At 65.8% G+C, this 15,521-nt stretch carries 15 protein-coding genes; 5 read left to right on the top strand and 10 right to left on the bottom strand.

The window, feature by feature from the left end; translation table 11 throughout:
• Positions 1–19 precede the first annotated feature (19 nt).
• From AC5RT8_RS05990 to AC5RT8_RS05980, 3 genes are read left to right on the top strand one after another with little or no spacing between them, the layout of a single operon-like run.
• Positions 20–721: a type 1 glutamine amidotransferase domain-containing protein gene (locus tag AC5RT8_RS05990; protein WP_494094799.1), complete on the top strand. Its 702-nt coding sequence runs from the start codon at positions 20–22 to the stop codon at positions 719–721.
• Between the two features lie 3 nt (positions 722–724).
• Complete coding sequence (locus AC5RT8_RS05985) at positions 725–1,570, top strand: SDR family oxidoreductase (RefSeq protein ID WP_494094798.1); 846 nt, start codon at positions 725–727, stop codon at positions 1,568–1,570.
• Between the two features lie 34 nt (positions 1,571–1,604).
• The gene (locus AC5RT8_RS05980; protein WP_494094797.1) at positions 1,605–2,918 is read left to right on the top strand and encodes a multidrug effflux MFS transporter; all 1,314 of its coding nucleotides are present in this window, start codon (positions 1,605–1,607) and stop codon (positions 2,916–2,918) included.
• Between the two features lie 12 nt (positions 2,919–2,930).
• Here AC5RT8_RS05980 and AC5RT8_RS05975 read toward each other — a convergent pair whose 3' ends face one another.
• From AC5RT8_RS05975 to AC5RT8_RS05935, 9 genes are all read right to left on the bottom strand, one after another.
• Entirely contained in the window at positions 2,931–3,386 is a 456-nt protein-coding gene (locus AC5RT8_RS05975; protein WP_494094796.1) for a DUF3817 domain-containing protein, read from the bottom strand.
• Positions 3,387–3,571: 185 nt separating this feature from the next.
• On the bottom strand, positions 3,572–4,495 hold the full coding sequence (gene rbsK, locus AC5RT8_RS05970) for a ribokinase (protein WP_494094795.1): 924 nt from the start codon (positions 4,493–4,495) through the stop codon (positions 3,572–3,574).
• 4 nt (positions 4,496–4,499) lie between these two features.
• Entirely contained in the window at positions 4,500–5,522 is a 1,023-nt protein-coding gene (locus AC5RT8_RS05965) for an aldose 1-epimerase family protein (RefSeq protein WP_494094794.1), read from the bottom strand.
• Complete coding sequence (gene fucP, locus AC5RT8_RS05960; protein ID WP_494094793.1) at positions 5,509–6,858, bottom strand: L-fucose:H+ symporter permease; 1,350 nt, start codon at positions 6,856–6,858, stop codon at positions 5,509–5,511. The genes AC5RT8_RS05965 and fucP overlap by 14 nt, the downstream gene beginning before the upstream one ends.
• The gene (gene deoC, locus AC5RT8_RS05955) at positions 6,858–7,514 is read right to left on the bottom strand and encodes a deoxyribose-phosphate aldolase (protein WP_494094792.1); all 657 of its coding nucleotides are present in this window, start codon (positions 7,512–7,514) and stop codon (positions 6,858–6,860) included. The genes fucP and deoC overlap by 1 nt, the downstream gene beginning before the upstream one ends.
• A gap of 92 nt (positions 7,515–7,606) precedes the next feature.
• The gene (locus AC5RT8_RS05950; RefSeq protein WP_494094791.1) at positions 7,607–8,602 is read right to left on the bottom strand and encodes a sugar-binding transcriptional regulator; all 996 of its coding nucleotides are present in this window, start codon (positions 8,600–8,602) and stop codon (positions 7,607–7,609) included.
• 100 nt (positions 8,603–8,702) lie between these two features.
• Positions 8,703–10,241 (bottom strand): tripartite tricarboxylate transporter permease, encoded by a 1,539-nt coding sequence (locus AC5RT8_RS05945; RefSeq protein WP_494094790.1) that lies wholly within the window; start codon positions 10,239–10,241, stop codon positions 8,703–8,705.
• Positions 10,241–10,867 carry a tripartite tricarboxylate transporter TctB family protein gene (locus AC5RT8_RS05940; protein ID WP_494094789.1) on the bottom strand — a complete coding sequence of 209 codons (627 nt, stop codon included), beginning with the start codon at positions 10,865–10,867 and terminating at the stop codon, positions 10,241–10,243. Before AC5RT8_RS05940 ends, AC5RT8_RS05945 begins: the two co-directional genes overlap by 1 nt.
• The gene (locus tag AC5RT8_RS05935; RefSeq protein ID WP_494094788.1) at positions 10,864–11,844 is read right to left on the bottom strand and encodes a Bug family tripartite tricarboxylate transporter substrate binding protein; all 981 of its coding nucleotides are present in this window, start codon (positions 11,842–11,844) and stop codon (positions 10,864–10,866) included. Before AC5RT8_RS05935 ends, AC5RT8_RS05940 begins: the two co-directional genes overlap by 4 nt.
• 218 nt (positions 11,845–12,062) lie before the next feature.
• Here AC5RT8_RS05935 and tcuA point away from each other — a divergent pair, with 218 nt between their 5' ends.
• Both tcuA and AC5RT8_RS05925 read left to right on the top strand, forming a co-directional pair.
• Positions 12,063–13,541 (top strand): FAD-dependent tricarballylate dehydrogenase TcuA, encoded by a 1,479-nt coding sequence (tcuA, locus tag AC5RT8_RS05930; RefSeq protein ID WP_494094787.1) that lies wholly within the window; start codon positions 12,063–12,065, stop codon positions 13,539–13,541.
• Positions 13,542–13,603: 62 nt separating this feature from the next.
• Positions 13,604–14,287, top strand: a complete 684-nt coding sequence (locus AC5RT8_RS05925; RefSeq protein ID WP_494094786.1) for a GntR family transcriptional regulator — start codon at positions 13,604–13,606, stop codon at positions 14,285–14,287.
• Between the two features lie 17 nt (positions 14,288–14,304).
• Here AC5RT8_RS05925 and AC5RT8_RS05920 read toward each other — a convergent pair whose 3' ends face one another.
• Complete coding sequence (locus tag AC5RT8_RS05920; protein ID WP_494094785.1) at positions 14,305–15,222, bottom strand: DUF5996 family protein; 918 nt, start codon at positions 15,220–15,222, stop codon at positions 14,305–14,307.
• Positions 15,223–15,521: the final 299 nt, after the last annotated feature.

Below are 15,521 nucleotides of genomic sequence, written 5' to 3'. Positions count from 1 at the left end.
GCAAAGGAAAAAAGAACGCATGGCAAATATCCTGATGGTCGTATCCGCAGCCGATTCCCTCACCATGAAGGACGGCAGCGAACACCCCACCGGCTACTGGGCCGAGGAACTGGTGGAATCCCACCGGGTGCTGCGCGAAGCCGGACACACCGTCCGCATCGCGACCCCCGGCGGCGTGAAGCCCACCGTGGACCAGGTGTCCCTGGCCCCGGAATCCGCCGGCAGCCCGGAAAAGGCCGCCGCGTTCACCCAGTACATCTCCTTCATCGACGGCGAGCTTTCCTCCCCCATGGTGCTCGCCGACGCGGATGTGTCGGAGTACGACGCCGTGGTGATGCCGGGCGGCCACGGCCCCATGGCGGACCTCGCCTTCGATAAGGACATGGGCCGGATCCTTGTTGAGGCCGACGCCGCCGGCAAGATCATTGCCCCGTTCTGCCACGGCCCGGCCGGCTTGCTCGCCGCGGAAACCGACAACGGCGAGTTCATTTTCGCCGGCCGTAAGCTCACCGTCTTCACCGACGAGGAAGAGCTGAACGGCGGCACCGGCGAAAACACCCCCTGGTTCGTGGAGGAAGTGCTGCGCAACAAGGGCGCCGAAGTGGAAACCGGTCCGGCCTGGACCAGCTACGTGGTCCGCGACAAGAACCTCATCTCCGGCCAGAACCCCCAGTCCAGCGAGGATGTGGCCAAGGCCGTCATCTCCGCCCTGGCTGAGTAGGACATGACGGTCCTGATCGCCGGCTGCGGCGATCTGGGCACGGAAGCCGGCCTGCGGTTCGCCGCGGCCGGCTTTTCCGTGCACGGGTGGCGGCGCTCCCCGGAGAAACTGCCGCCGGAGATCACCGGATCTGCCGTGGATCTGACCGGTGAGCTGCCGCGCATTCCCGCGGATACCGACGTCGTTGTCATTGCGCTGGCCGCAGGTGAGCGCACCGAGGCCGCCTACCGTGCCGCCTATGTCACCGGCACCGCCAATCTGCTGGACGCCTTGGAGCGCGACGGCGTGCAGCCGCGGCGCATCCTGTTCGTGTCCTCGACCGCGGTCTACGGCGATGCCGACGGCGGCGGGGTGGATGAGGACACACCCGCAGATCCGGCATCGGCCACCGGGGCCGTCATCCTCGAGGCAGAGCAACTGCTGCACGCCCGCCGGCCGGATGCGGTGGTGCTGCGGCTGTCCGGTATTTACGGACCGGGACGCACCCGACTGATCGATGCGGTGACCGGTGGAACCGCCGTCGTACCGGCCGGAAGCCAGCTGACCAACCGGATCCACCGGGATGACGCAGCGGCGGCCATCGTGCATTTGGCCACCCGGGTGTCGAACCCGGCGCCGCTGTATGTCGGCGTCGATGACGAGCCGGTGGAACAGGCCGAGGTGCTGGGTTTCCTGGCTGCCGAACTCGGCCGGGAGCTGCCGCCGGCCGCTGCAACCCCGAGCAGCCGCGGCGGCAACCGCAGGCTGAGCAACCGGCGGCTGCGCAGCACCGGATTCGACTTTGCCTATCCCACGTACCGGGAAGGCTACCGGGCCGTACTGGCTGGAGCCGGAGTCCGGCACCCTTAGGATTCATGTAACCGCAACCGCACCAGGAGTACCTGTGAGCGACACCCCGCCCGAAACCGGACCACGCACCCGCACCGCAACCCGCACGAGCATCAAGTACATCCTGATGCTCGGCGCGCTGGCCGCGCTGCCGGCGGTCACCACCGACATGTACCTGCCGGCCCTGCCGCAGGTGGCCGAGGATCTGCACACCAGTGCCGCCGCGGCCCAGTTCACGCTCTCGGGCACGCTGCTCGGCGCCGCCGTCGGGCAGCTGGTCATCGGTCCGTTCTCGGACCGCTTCGGCCGGCGCCTGCCGCTGATCATCGGCATTTCCCTGCACGTAGTGGTCTCGCTGCTGTGTTTCCTGGCACCGAACATCGGCGTCCTGATTCTGCTGCGCCTGCTGCAGGGCTTCTTCAACGCGGCCGCCGGCGTGGTGGCCCTGGCCGTGGTCCGGGACCGGTTCACCGGCTCCTCCGCCGCCGCGATGCTGTCCCGGCTGATGCTCATCATCGGCCTGGCCCCGCTGCTGGCCCCCACCATCGGGCAGGCCGTCTCGGGACTGTGGAACTGGCGGGCCGTGTTCCTGGCCCTGGCACTGATCGGCGTGGTCCTGGGCGCGATCGTGCTGAAGTGGATGCCCGAAACGCTGCCGCCGGAACGGCGCCGGACCAAGGGCAGCGGCAGTACCTTGGGCGGCTTCCGCGTACTGCTGAAGGACCGGCGGTTCCTGGCGCTGGCCACCATTCCAGGCCTGGGCATGGCAGTGATCATGAGCTACGTGGTGGGTTCACCGTTCGTTTTCCAGGAGGAATACGGGCTCACCCCGGCACAGTACGCCGCGGTGTTCGCCATCAACGGCGTGGGCATGGTCATCTCCGCGCAGCTCAACGCCTGGCTCGTGGGCCGCCACTCCCCCATGGGGATCCTGCGGCTGGCCGTGATCCTGCTGCTGGGGCTGGCTGCCCTGCTCCCGGTCATTGTGCTGACCGGACTCGGCGGCGCCGCCGGACTCACCGCCGGACTCTGGCTGGTCCTGGCGATGCACGGTTTCATTGCGTCGAATTCCTCCGTGCTGGCGCTGAACAATTACGGGCACATGGCCGGCAGCGCCGCGGCGCTGATCGGCGCGCTGCAAGTGGGGCTGGCCGGGATCATCAGTCCCGTGGTCGGCCTCCTCGGCGGCGGAGCGCTGGCCATGGTGTCGGTGATCATCGGCTGTGCGGTGTTGATCGTCCTCATTCTGGCCACGGGGACGACGGCGTACCGCGGCGGCGGTTCCGACCGTCCGGGCCGGCGTCGGCTGCTGCGCAGGGACGCCGCGCCGGAAGGGTCCGGTACCGCTCGGCTCGCTGCCGAGTCCTAGGAGTCCCGGCGGTTAGCCCTTCGGGATGGGCGGGCCGAGGTAGAGCAGGATGCTGAAGACCACGGCCACGGCGACCAGGGCCACCAGCCCGGCCGCGACGGGTCGGCGCAGCACCAGGGCGGCGATCCGGTCCACGCCGTTGGTGGGCTCTTCGCCGCCGGGGGCCATCCGCCAGCCGCCGTTCAGCATGCCGCGCCGGTCCACCGACTTCTCGAAGGGAATGGTCGCCCACGGGATCACCGTGGTCGCCAGCCCGAGGATGCCGGTGCGGGCCGGCCACTTCTGGTTGGCCCACACAAACAGCGTGACCACGCCGTAGGACAGGAAAACGAAGCCGTGCAGGCCGCCGAAGATCGGCGTCAGGGCTTCGAAGTCCAGCACGTATTTGGCGAACATGCCGATCAGGAGCAGGGTCCAGGTCACCGCTTCGGCCAGGGCGAGGGTGCGGAACAATTTGCGGGGGGTCATTGCGGGATCCACCTTCTGCGTGAGATTAACCAACAGTATGTCAGCATGTGCGCGGGAGGAGCGAATCCGATGAGGGATCCCACACGGCCCCGGGGATGCCTGCCCCGGCAAGGCAAAAGGCTGCCGCAACAGAGCCGCCTACAGGTATCGGGACTCCGCTGCGGCAGCCTTGCCGGCCGGGCAGATCAGGCGGCGTTGCCCCCGGACAGGGTTTTCTCGAACTGCGCACGCGTCGCGTAGGAAGTCTGCGTACCGCGCCGGGTGACGGAATCCGCTGCATAGGCGTTTGCCGTCGCCAGGGACGCCGGGATGTCTCCGGATTCCACCAGGCAGTGGCTGAAGCAGCCAATGAAGGCATCGCCGGCGCCCGTCGTGTCCAGGGCAGGGACAGACCGGCCTTCCACCAGCACCGGACCGCCCGCCGAGAGCCACAGGGCCCCGCGCGATCCCATGGTCACGATGACATTCTTCACGCCGCGGTCCAGAATGGTCTGCGCCGCGGCCTGCACCTGCTCCAGTGTTTCCACGGGCATGCCGGTGAGCAGGGCCAGCTCGGTTTCATTGGGAACGAAATAGTCGCACTTCGCCACCTGGGCGAAGTCCAGGTCGGGGCTGGCCGGTGCCGGGTTGAGCAGGACGGGGATGCCGTGCCGGTTGCCGAAGTCGATGGCTGCGTAGACGGTCTCCAGGTTCACTTCCAGCTGCAGCACAATCAACGAGCACTGCGCAATCGCCTCGGCGGCATCCTCAATGTCCGCCGGCGTCAGGAAGGCGTTGGCACCCTTGGCAATGACGATCGAGTTGCGGGAGTTGTCATCCACGAAGATGGGAGCAACGCCGCTGGTGGCGTCCGTATCCAGCACGTAGGTGGTGTCGATCCCGTTGGCCTCGAAGTTGCGCCGGGTGGTTTCGGCAAAAGCGTCATTGCCCACCCGGGTCAGCATCAGCACCGAGGAACCCATACGGGCAGCAGCCATGGCCTGGTTCGCGCCCTTCCCGCCGCAGCCCATTTGAAAGTCCCAGGCCTCGACGGTTTCCCCTTCGTCCGGCATCCGGCTGAGGTAGGACACCAGGTCCACCATGTTGGAACCGATCACTGCAATATCCATGGGACTATGCCTTCTCTTTGATGCCGGTACTGACGGAGAAGGAGCGGGACGCTCCGGGTGCCAGTTCAATCAATGTTCCCGCGGCCTTCGCGGCGAGGAATCCTTCGGGCCGGGATGTGCCGGGCAGGACGAAGGACGCCACCCGCTGGTCCGGGTTGTGCAGCAGCCACCGGGTGGCCACCGGGAAGTCCGTGCTGGAGAACCGTGTGCAGAACGTTATGCCGTCGGTGCGCTCCATCCGGAATTCCAGGTCCTGCCCGTACCGGGGCAGGTCGTCGGCGAGGAACACGATCTCCGGGTCATACCCCTGGGCGGCATCCAGCACGTCCGCGGCGACCTCACCGCTCGAGATGGCCTTGTTCAGGACCGTCCACTCCGGAGTCGGGAAGACATGCGCCGGCACTGTCTCGCGCAGCGCAAACGCGCCGTCGGGCAGGGACTGCGTCATGCGCGCTCCGTCCGAGTAGGCGTAGTTCATGTGGCACATGTACTGCAGCGGCATAGTGCGCACCGCGGACAGGTTGGTCACGGTCAGGTCGATGTCGAACATCGCCGAACCGGGGCGGAGCCGGACGGCGGGCACGGCCTCATAGTGGTCGCCGAATCCCTTCACGAATTCATGGCGCCCGGAGACGGCCACGGAGTCGGTGTCGATTTCGAGCCAGGCTTCGTCGAAGACCGCGCACGGGAATTCCCCGTGCAGCGGATGCTCATCTTCCGGTGACGGGCACCCTGCGGCGAGCAGTCCGGAGTGGAAGGCGAAGCAGCCGTAGGTGTCTTCGATCAGCGTGGCCGGGTAGGGCTGCCGGAAGGGCGAATCCATCCGCAGGCTCACGCCGTCGAACTCGGCGTCCCAGACCATCTGCCCCAGGAACGGGAGGACTTCCACCCGCCCGCGGGAGTTGGTTACGGTTACGGACTCGACGCCGCTGGGGTACCGGATGCCCGTGACCGTAAACTCGGTCGATTCTGCCAGGGTGACCGGAACCGCGGAGAAGGCGGACCGGGCCAGATTAATGCGAAACATACTCGGCGTCCTTTGCGGCAGGGGTGGAAAGGCGTCCCTCGATCCGGCGCAGGCGGCCGAAGTGCAGCAGGACCACCAGGAAACAGACCAGGTTCACGATGAAGGAGAACTGGAGGGAGCCGGAAGCATCCGAGACCAGGCCCTGGATCACGGGGATGACCGCGCCGCCGACAATGGCCATGACCAGCACCGCTCCGCCGGTTTCCTGGTGGCGCTTGTCGGTGATGGTGTCCAGGGTGCGGCCGAAGATGGTGGCCCAGCAGGGACCGAAGAGGCCGGAGACCAGCACGGCGGCCCAGACTGCGGTGATGTTCGGAACCAGCATGACGTAGACCAGGGCCAGGCTGCCGAGGACGGCAAAGCCCATCAGGACGGCGTTGACGTCAAACCGGGCAATGAGGAAGTTGGCGATGACCTTGCCGAGGAAGAAAGCCACAAAGGCGAACACCATGTAGTTGGTGGCCTCGCGTTCGTTGAGGGAGTCATCGAGGTTCAGTGCCAGCCGGATGGTGAAGGACCAGACCGCGGTCTGCATACCCACGTACATGAACTGGGCGAAGATGCCGCGCAGGAATTCCTTGTTGCGGCCCAGGTAGGCCAGGGTCTCCCCCACACGGGCGGTGGCCAGATGCTTCTGGTCGCGCAGCGGCTTGCAGTGCGGGAACTTCGTCAGCGCCACCACGATGAAGACCACCACCAGGATCATGATGATGTAGCGGTAGGGCAGCAGGGTCCGCTGCAGCATTTCGGCGCTGAAGGCCGTTTTCTCCTCCATGGTCATGCCGGCCATCTGCGCGTCCAGGGTGTCGCCGTCGGTGAAGACCAGGTACTTGCCCAGCAGGATGCCCAGGATCGAGCCGAGGGGCGTGAAGGTCTGGGAGATGTTGAGCCGGAGCGTGGAGGTGGGCTTCGGGCCGAGCATGGTGGAGTAGGTGTTGCCGGCCGTTTCCAGGAAGCTCAGGCCGATGGCGATGGCGAACAGGGCCACCAGGAACATGCTGTACGTGGCCATGTGCGAGGCGGGGAAGAAGGCCGCGCAGCCGACGATGTAGACGCCGAGGCCGATCAGGATGCCGGTTTTGTAGGTGAACCGGCGGATGATGCGGGAGGCGGGAATGGCGATGACGAAGTAGCCGCCGTAGAAGGCCGACTGGACGAAGGCGGTGGCCAGGTCCGAGAGGGTGAACACGGACTTGAACTGCGTAATGAGGATGTCGTTCAGGCTTGCCGCAGCGCCCCACAGGGGGAAGCACAGGGAGATCAGGAGGAACTGGAACCACGGGATGCGGCTGAGGTAGCCATCCGGCTGCTGGACGGCTGAGGTCTTGAAGAGCATTAGATGGTGCTCCCCGCCAGGATTGCTGCACCGGCGGAGGCGCCGATGCGGCTGGCACCGGCTTCCACCATGCGGGCCAGATCCTCGGGGGTGCGGACACCGCCGGAGGCCTTGACACCGAGATCGGGTCCTACGGTTTCGCGCATCAGCTGCACGGCTTCGACCGTGGCGCCGTGCGTGGAGAAACCGGTGGAGGTCTTGACGAAGTCGGCGCCCGCGGCGACGGCGCAGCGGCAAGCTTCCTCCGTCTGTTCGGCGTCCAGCAGGCAGGTTTCGAGGATGACCTTGACCAGGGCGTCGGAGCCTGCGGCGTCGACGACGGCGCGGATTTCCGCTTCGACGTCGTCCCACTCGCCGGCGAGTGCCCAGCCGATGTTGATGACCATGTCCACCTCGTGGGCGCCGTTCGCGACGGCGTCGGTGGTTTCGAACACCTTGACGGCGGTAGTGGAAGCGCCGAGCGGGAACCCGACGACGGTGCACACACCGACCGAGGTTCCTTCTACGGCACGGCGGGCCCTGCTGACCCAGGCCGGGTTGACGCAGACGGTCTTGAACTCGTGGTCAACGGCCTCCTGGACAAGGGTGTCGATCTGCGTTGCTGTTGCCGTCGGGGCAAGCAGGGTGTGATCGATGAGCTGCGAAATCTTCGACATGTGAGCCTCCTCATTGAGGGTTTTCACTCACTGTAGAAGTGGCTCGGAACACATGTCAAACCAACTGTTGACAAAGTTTCCGACGGGTGAAGTTACGACGCGGCGCGCTGCCGGGTCATCCGAAGCACCTGCCGGGCGGTGTCCTGGTCGATCACCAGGTGGGTTGCGTATCCGGCGCGCAGCGCGGCTTCGATAGCTGCCGCTTTGTGCTCGCCGCCGGCAACCATGAGTCGGGTGGGTATTCCACGCAGGTCCTGCAGCGTGATTCCCACTGTCCGCTCGTCCAGCTGCGGAACACAGGGGTTCCCGTCGTCGTCGAAAAAGCGGGAGCAGATGTCCCCGACCGCGTGGGCTGCAATACCGGCTTCCTCCGTCTCGCTGAGATAGCCCAGGTTGAACAGCATGGCATCCGGCCGGATCGCGCCCACGGTGAAGACGGCGACGTCGGATTCCCGGCCCATGTCGATGACCCGCCGGATGTGCTCCTCCCCTTCCACGAGCCGCTTGACCTCCGCGCTGTCGAAAATCACCGGCAGCGGCAGGGTCCGGGCAAACGCGCCGAAGGCCTTGCAGAACAGGGTGATGGTTTCGAAGTCATTGGTTGCCCGGGTGGTGTAGGAGACCCCGCCCTTGAGCTGGATGATTTCCACCCCGCGGCGTTCCTGGCGCTGGAGGTTCCGTGCCACGGCGTACATGGTGGACCCCCAGGTCACGCCCACGGAATCGCCGTCGGCGACATTGTCGGCCAGCAGTGCCGCGCCTACCTTGCCCAGCTCCCCCACCAGGTCGGCCCCGTTCTCGGGCACCACGGCGAGGCGGACGTCAGAGAGGCCGAAGACGTTGCCCAACTCCGTTGCGAGCGAGGATTCCTGCTCCCGCGGATCATGGATTTGGATGGTGACGAACCCCCGGTCCTTGCCATGCTGGATGAGCTTGGAAACGGTGGGACGGGACAGCCCCAGCCGCTGGGCAACCTCGCTCTGCGAAAGTCCAGTCCCGTAGTAGAGCTTGACCGCATCAAGGGCCTGTTCGTCCCGCGCATCCATCGTGTTCCCCCTTGTCGCCCCCTCGCCAATGAGGTTGCTCACAGGTGATTGTTCCATCTCTGCCCGCCTGCTGCGGACCTGTCCCCCGATTCAACGGGTGCCGGCCGCGGTTCCTTCCCGCCGCGGCCGGCCGTCCAGGCAGTTAATTCACCGGTGCCAGCGTTGGCTCATCCGTCTGCCGGCCGCTGCGCCGGTGCCGCAGGTGCTGCACGCCGCTGACCACCAGCGCCGTTACCAGGACCAGGTAGAGGGTGATCGTGATGGGGCTGCCCACCAGGATGCCCAGATCCCCCTCGGACACGGCCAGGGCCCGCCGCAGTTCCGTCTCCGCCAGCGGGCCAAGGATCACGGCGATCAACACCGGAGCCAGCGGGATGCTGTAGCGGCGCATCATGAAGCCGACCAGGCCGATGGCGATGAGCAGCCACAGGTCGATCAGCGACGAACTGACCGCGTAGACGCCCAGCACCGAGAACACCGTGATTCCGGCGTACAAGTAGTGCCGGGGAATGCTCAGCAGTTTGGCCCAGACGCTCGCAAACGGCAGGTTGATGACCAGGAGCATCACCAGGCCGATGAACAGCGAGGCGAGCAGCGCCCAGACCAGGTCTCCGCTGCGCTCGAACAGCAGCGGTCCCGGCTGCATGCCGTACTGCTGGAAGGCGGCGAGCATGATCGCTGCGGTGGCCGACGTCGGCAGCCCGAGTGCCAGCAGCGCCCCCATGGCGGTGCCTGCAGTCGCATTCGACGCCGCTTCGGGCGCGGCCAGGCCCTTGATGGAACCGGTGGTGCCGAATTCGGGGTCGCGGCGCCGCTTGGCCAGCTGCTTTTCGGTGCCGTAGGCCAGGAAGGTCGGCACCTCGGCTCCTCCTGCGGGTATCAGGCCGAAGGGTGCGCCGAAAGCCGTGCCGCGCAGCCAGGCGGGAAGCGCTTTCCGGAAATCGCGGAAGTTGATCCGGGCGTTGCCGCCTGCCTTGAGCCGGGTTGCCACCGGGTCGCGGTGGATCCTCGAGGCAACGTGGAAGACCTCGCCCAGGGCCAGCAGGCCCACCGTGATGACGATGACCGAGATGCCGTCGAACAGCTGGGGCAGGCCAAGGGTGAACCGTGCAGTGCCGCTGGGTCCGTCAATGCCGACCAGTGCCAGGGCCAAACCGATGCACAGGGCGGCCACGCCCCGGATGACGGACTCGGAGACAACGGCGGAGATGGCGAGGAAGGCGAAGACCGCCAGGGCAAAGTATTCCGCGGGACCGAAGACGGTGGCGAGCCGCACCAGGGTCGGGGCGAAGAACACCACCAGCGTCGTGGCGATGAGTCCGCCGATGAAGGCACCGATGGCCGCGGTGGCCAGCGCCTTGGCTGCGTGGCCGTTCTTGGCCATGCGGTGCCCTTCGAAGGTGGAGGCGATAGCCGAGGAATTACCCGGAGTGTTGAGCAGGATCCCTGCGGTGGAATCACCGAAGAGGCCGCCGAAGTAAATGCCGGCGAACATGATGAAAGCCGCTGTGGGTTCCAGGGAGAAGGTGACCGGCAGCAGCAGTGCCACGGCCATCGCGGAGCCGAGTCCGGGCAGCACGCCGACGGCTGTCCCCAGCACCGCTCCGATCAGGACCCAGAGCAGGTTCACGGGAGTCAGGGCGTGGGCGAAGCCTTCGAAAAGCAGGGCGAGCTGGTCCATCAGAACATTCCTCCCAGGAAACCGGCGGGCAGGTTGAGGCCGAGGCCGGCGCCGAAGGCCAGCTGGATAGCGGACGAGAACAGCAGGGATACCCCCACGTCAAAGCCGGGACGTTTGCTGCCCATGGCGTAGCAGACCACCCAGAAGAGGAACGCGGCGCTGATGATCCAGCCCAGGATGTTGAGTGCGGCGGTAAAGACCACCACGCCGCCCACCACCAGGCCGACGGTGCGCCAGTCCGAGTAGGTTTTCCAGGTGGGAGCCGTTCCGCCGGCCGGGTGGGGCATGGAGAACTCGTGCTCGCCCGACAGGTCGTCGAGCATTGCTCCGGAGAAGTTGCCGCGTCCGGGGTGGATGCGGGTGTCGGGAACGTTTGGCCGCCGGATAATGGAGACCGCCAAGGCCGTGGCCACCACGTAGAGGGCAATGCAGACCAAGATCGGGAAGAACTGCGGTCCCGGGACGGCGCTGCCCTGCACGTTCATGGAGGCGGTGCCGACGGTAAGGAAAACGGCGAGCGCATACAGCACCGCCACCACGATCAGTTCGCTGCGGCCTTCGAGGGCGGGGCTCCGCTGCGGCTGCGTCCGCTGCAGCGGAGCCGGCTTGTCCTGGGCGAGGCTCATAGTCCGAGCTCCTTAACAATGGATTGGGCAGTGGCGACTTCTTCTTCGATATAGGCTTCGAATTCTTCTCCCGTTGCAAAGCTGTCCGTCCAGCTGTTGCGTTCCAGGGTGTCTTTCCATTCCTCCGATTCACGCATTTCGGTGATGATGGAAATGAACTCCGCCTTCGCCTCGTCCGAAATACCGGGCGCGGCAACAACCCCGCGCCAGTTGGACATGGAGACATCCACCCCCTGCTCCCTGAAAGTGGGCACGTCCACTCCCTCGAGGCGTTCGGCGGAGGAAATGGCCAAGGCGCGCAGGGTGCCGGACTCAATCTGGTCCGCCACCTCGTTGTATCCGGACATGCCGACGGCCGTGGTGTGGGACAGCAGGGAGGTCAGCGCCTCGCCGCCTCCGGAGTAGGCCACGTAGTTCACCGTGCTCGGGTCCATGCCGATCTTCTGGGCGAGCAGTCCGCTGAGCAGGTGGTCAATGGAGCCAAGCGATCCGCCGCCGATCGAGTTGGCTCCCGGATCCGCCTTCCATGCCGTGAGGAAATCGTCGAGTGTCTCGAATTCGGAGTCTGCAGGGACCACGAGTGCCGCGTAGTCGTCAGCGAGGCGGGCGATCGGCACGACGTCGGCCATGGACTCCGGGTTGTCGGCCAGTTCAATGGCTCCCACCATGACCCCGCCGGTGACCAGGAGTGCGTCCTCCCGGCCGGGCGTTTGGACGAATTGGCTGAGCCCGATGGTGCCTCCGGCTCCCGGGACGTTCACCACCTGCGGGTTGTTGACAATCCCGTCACTGCGCAGCGCCTGCTGAGATTCCCGCGCAAACCCGTCCCAACCGCCGCCGGGGGCCGCCGGAGCGATGAGCGTGAGTTTGCTGCGGGCGGTAGCGGTACCGCCGGAGGCCGCCGCGTTGACGAACGCCAGGAGGGTGACCACTGCGACCACGAGGGCGAATGCCCCCGTACGGATGGACTTTTTCATGTTTCCCGTTCCATTACTTCGTTGTGGTGGAGACGTTTGTACACACTGAAATACATATACTCCAAGTGACGCAGCTCACCACAATAATCCCGGGCAACCCGAAGTAACAATACGAATTTGCGTCCGAATATTTGACCGGACGCGGAAATTCCCTAGACTCTGTTCTGTTTCCACGGCAATGTATACAGTCGTATGCAACGATTGGCAGGAGTAACCAGATGGCAGAGAAACCAGGTCTCGAACGTACGGACGTCATAGTCGTGGGCGGCGGAAATGCCGGATTCACCGCTGCCCACGCGGCAACCGAACGGGGCCGGTCCGTCATCCTGCTCGAAAAGGGCAGCGAGGAGCTCTCCGGCGGAAACAGTTTCTACACGGCAGGCGCCACGCGGATTGTCCACGGCGGGCTGGAAGACCTGGCCGGCCTGGTCGAACCCGATGACCGGCACGCCTCCACCGTCGTTCCCCCGTACACGGCGGAGAACTACGCCTCCGATCTGGCCAAGGTCACCGAGGGACGCAACGATCCCGGTCTCACCGAGGTCCTGATTGCCGAAAGCCAGTCCACCCTGCGCTGGCTGAACAGCCTCGGGTTGAAGTACCGGCTCATGTACGAGCGCCAGGCCTACCAGCGGCCCGACGGCAGCTACCTGTTCTGGGGCGGGCTGCATGTCGGAAATGTCGGCGGCGGCGAGGGCATGATGGCAGACCACACCCGCGTTGCCCGGGAGCGCGGCGTCGACATCCGTTACGGCAGCCCGGCGACCCGGCTGGTGCTCGACGGCGGCCGGGTGACCGGCGTCGTCGTCTCCGGTCCCGAGGGCGAATACGAGATCAGTGCCGAGTCGGTGATCCTCACCGCCGGCGGTTTCGAGTCCAGCCCCCGGCTGCGCCGGGAACACCTCGGCGAGGGGTGGGAAAACGCCAAGGTGCGCGGCACCCCCTGCAACACCGGCGACATGATCCTTGCGGCCCTGGAAGCCGGGGCGGCGCGCGGCGGTGACTGGAACACCTGCCACAGCGTGCAGTGGGACGCCTTCACCGAAAACAACGAGAGCAACCGGGAACTGACCAACCGCCTGACGCGGCAGAGCTATCCGCTGGGCATCATCGTCAACCGCGACGGCGAACGGTTCCTGGACGAGGGAGCCGACTTCCGCAACTACACCTACGCCAAGTACGGACGCGAGATCCTCCGCCAACCGGGATCGGTGGCCTGGCAGATCTTCGATGCGACGCTGCGGCCGATGCTGCGGACCGAGGAATACGACATGCCCGGTGTCTCCGTGGAGACCGCGGACAGCATCGCGGAACTCGCTGCGAAGATCGGCATTGATCCGGAGGCACTGGAGAAGACGGTCACCGCGTTCAACGCCTCCGTGGACCGCAGTGTCGACTTTGACCCCAACGTCCTGGACGGCCGCTCCGCCTCGACGGAGCCGGTGAAGAGCAACTGGGCAATGCCGCTGGAAACCGGTCCGTTCTATGCCTACGGAGTCACCTGCGGCATCACGTTTACCTTTGGCGGAGTCAAGGGAGATACGCACGGCCGGGTGCTCGACGCCGACGGCAGCCACATACCGGGGTTGTACGCCGCCGGCGAGATGCTGGGCGGGCTGTTCAGCACCAACTATCCCGGCGGTTCAGGGCTGGCAGCGGGCTGCGTCTTCGGCCGCAGGGCAGGTTCCCTGGCCTGAGCTCCCGTAAAGTAGGGACGTCAATTCCGGCTATTTTCCGCATCTTTTCCGAGGACACTTCAGTGGCGCAAGCAGCATCAGCACGTATGGACGGCGAGGCGATCTTCGCAACTCTGCGCAGTGAGATCCTCTCCGGAGTGCACCGGCCCGGGACGGCCCTGCGGGAAGTGAACCTGGCTGAGCGCTTCGGCGTCTCCCGGACACCCATCCGGGAGGCGCTCTCGCGCCTGCTGCAGGAACGGCTGCTCGAGCGGGCCGCCCGCGGCCTGCAGGTGACCCGGGTCGAACCGGCCCAGGTCATCCAGATGTACGACATGCGCATCCTGCTGGAGGAAGAGGCCGCCGGACAGGCGGCACGAGCCCGACAGTTCACCGACCTGATGCGGCTGGAGGCATTGCTCGAGCGGGACCGGGCCCTTACCGCTCCCGATGACGCGACCCGGATCACCACCAACCTGGAATTCCATGCGGCCGTCTGGGAGTGTGCCCATAATCCGGTGCTGACTGACCTGTTGGAACGGCTCAGCACCCACCTCGTGCACGCCCCGCAGTCCACGCTGTCCGTGGAATCACGCTGGGACGCCGCCCTTGACGAGCATGACGCACTGATCCGTGCCGTCGAGAGCCAGGACGTTGAAGCTGCCCGCCGTATTGCCCGCGAACACATGGAAACGGCCCGGCAGATCCGGCTGAAGCTCCTGCGTGAGGGGGCGCTTCGGCAGCCGCTCCCCCCGTTTACTCGGTAGCCCCTCTTACTCTCCTCTTAGTCGGTGGGCCCCGGATAGGTCAGCGGCTCGGTGATCCAGTCGATGTCCCCCCAGCGATCCAGCCGCTGGAGGATGTCGAAGCTCGTGCGGCAGAAGTCCAGCACGGCCTGCTGCGGATCCTCATAGGAGAAGGCGTCCCTGAGGGTGAGGATGAATTCACTGGACCGGGTGAGGAATTCCGCCTTGGCCGGGGCCAGCAGCGTCCGGTAGCTCCCGATGTCGGCGAGGAACGGATACGGCATCACGTAGAACGCCGGCTCCGTGGAGGACGGGTCGCCGGGCCAGAAGCCGAATTCGCAGAACCGCTCGTCAAAGCAGTTCACGGCAATCACCCCGTTTCCGGGATACGGCTCCGACTGGCCGCTGAAGATGGTTCCGGAAAGATCCATGGTTCCGAACCAGTACGACGGCGCGAAGACCTTTCCGCGCACCGGTCCCATGAACTTGGAGAGGCTGCGGTGGGCGAAATGCAGGTTGTCCAGGAAGAGTTCCACTGCGTGCTTGTCGTACGTGGAGTGCTTGGTGTCGGAGTCGAAAGGCACCGGATCGTGGAACTCCTGCGGAGCCGTGTTGATGGAGGTGGGTGCCCCGATGAATTCCAGGGCGCCCATCAGCTGCCGGTAAAAGTCGGCCACGCTGAGGCCGTCGCTGAGTTCGATCCGGGTGCGGATGTAGTCGCTGTTCTGTACGTCCACATGATGCTGGCGGAGGTTGATATAGATCTCGAAATTCGCGTCCGGCCCGGGGATGATGCCGGTTCCGATGCCCTGGACGGTAAGCGGCATGCGTATGTGGCCCCACTCCGGCTCCGGGTAGCTGCGTTCCAGTTTCACCTTGCCCGCCACCTGCAGGTATAGGTGCAGGGTGTCGGCAGTGGCCTGCCAGTCCGGATAGTTCAGGAAGTTTTTGTCCATGGGAAGCACCTTCGGTGGAGGGCGGACAGCTCGGCGGCGGACCGGACAGCTCGGTAGCCGGACTTCGTGGCCGGCCAATCCAGCGGCGGACAGCGGATGTGCTGCTCTTAGTGTGAAACCAGCTCTGGAGCCGGTCAACGGAACCGTCCGTCCCATTCGGAGTGGGACGCTAGCCGAACACGCGTGCCCGCACCAGGCGGCAGCGGCCAAAAGAATCTCGTCCCGGATGTTTTCAACGCTCTGCTGCGCAGCCATGGGGTCTCCCGTCCTGTCCCGGCGGTTCCGCCGACCCTAACCCC

The organism is Arthrobacter sp. Ms25 (assembly GCF_059090365.1).
Note: the sequence above shows the minus strand (reverse complement) of the source record. Positions and strands in the feature narration are given on the sequence as shown.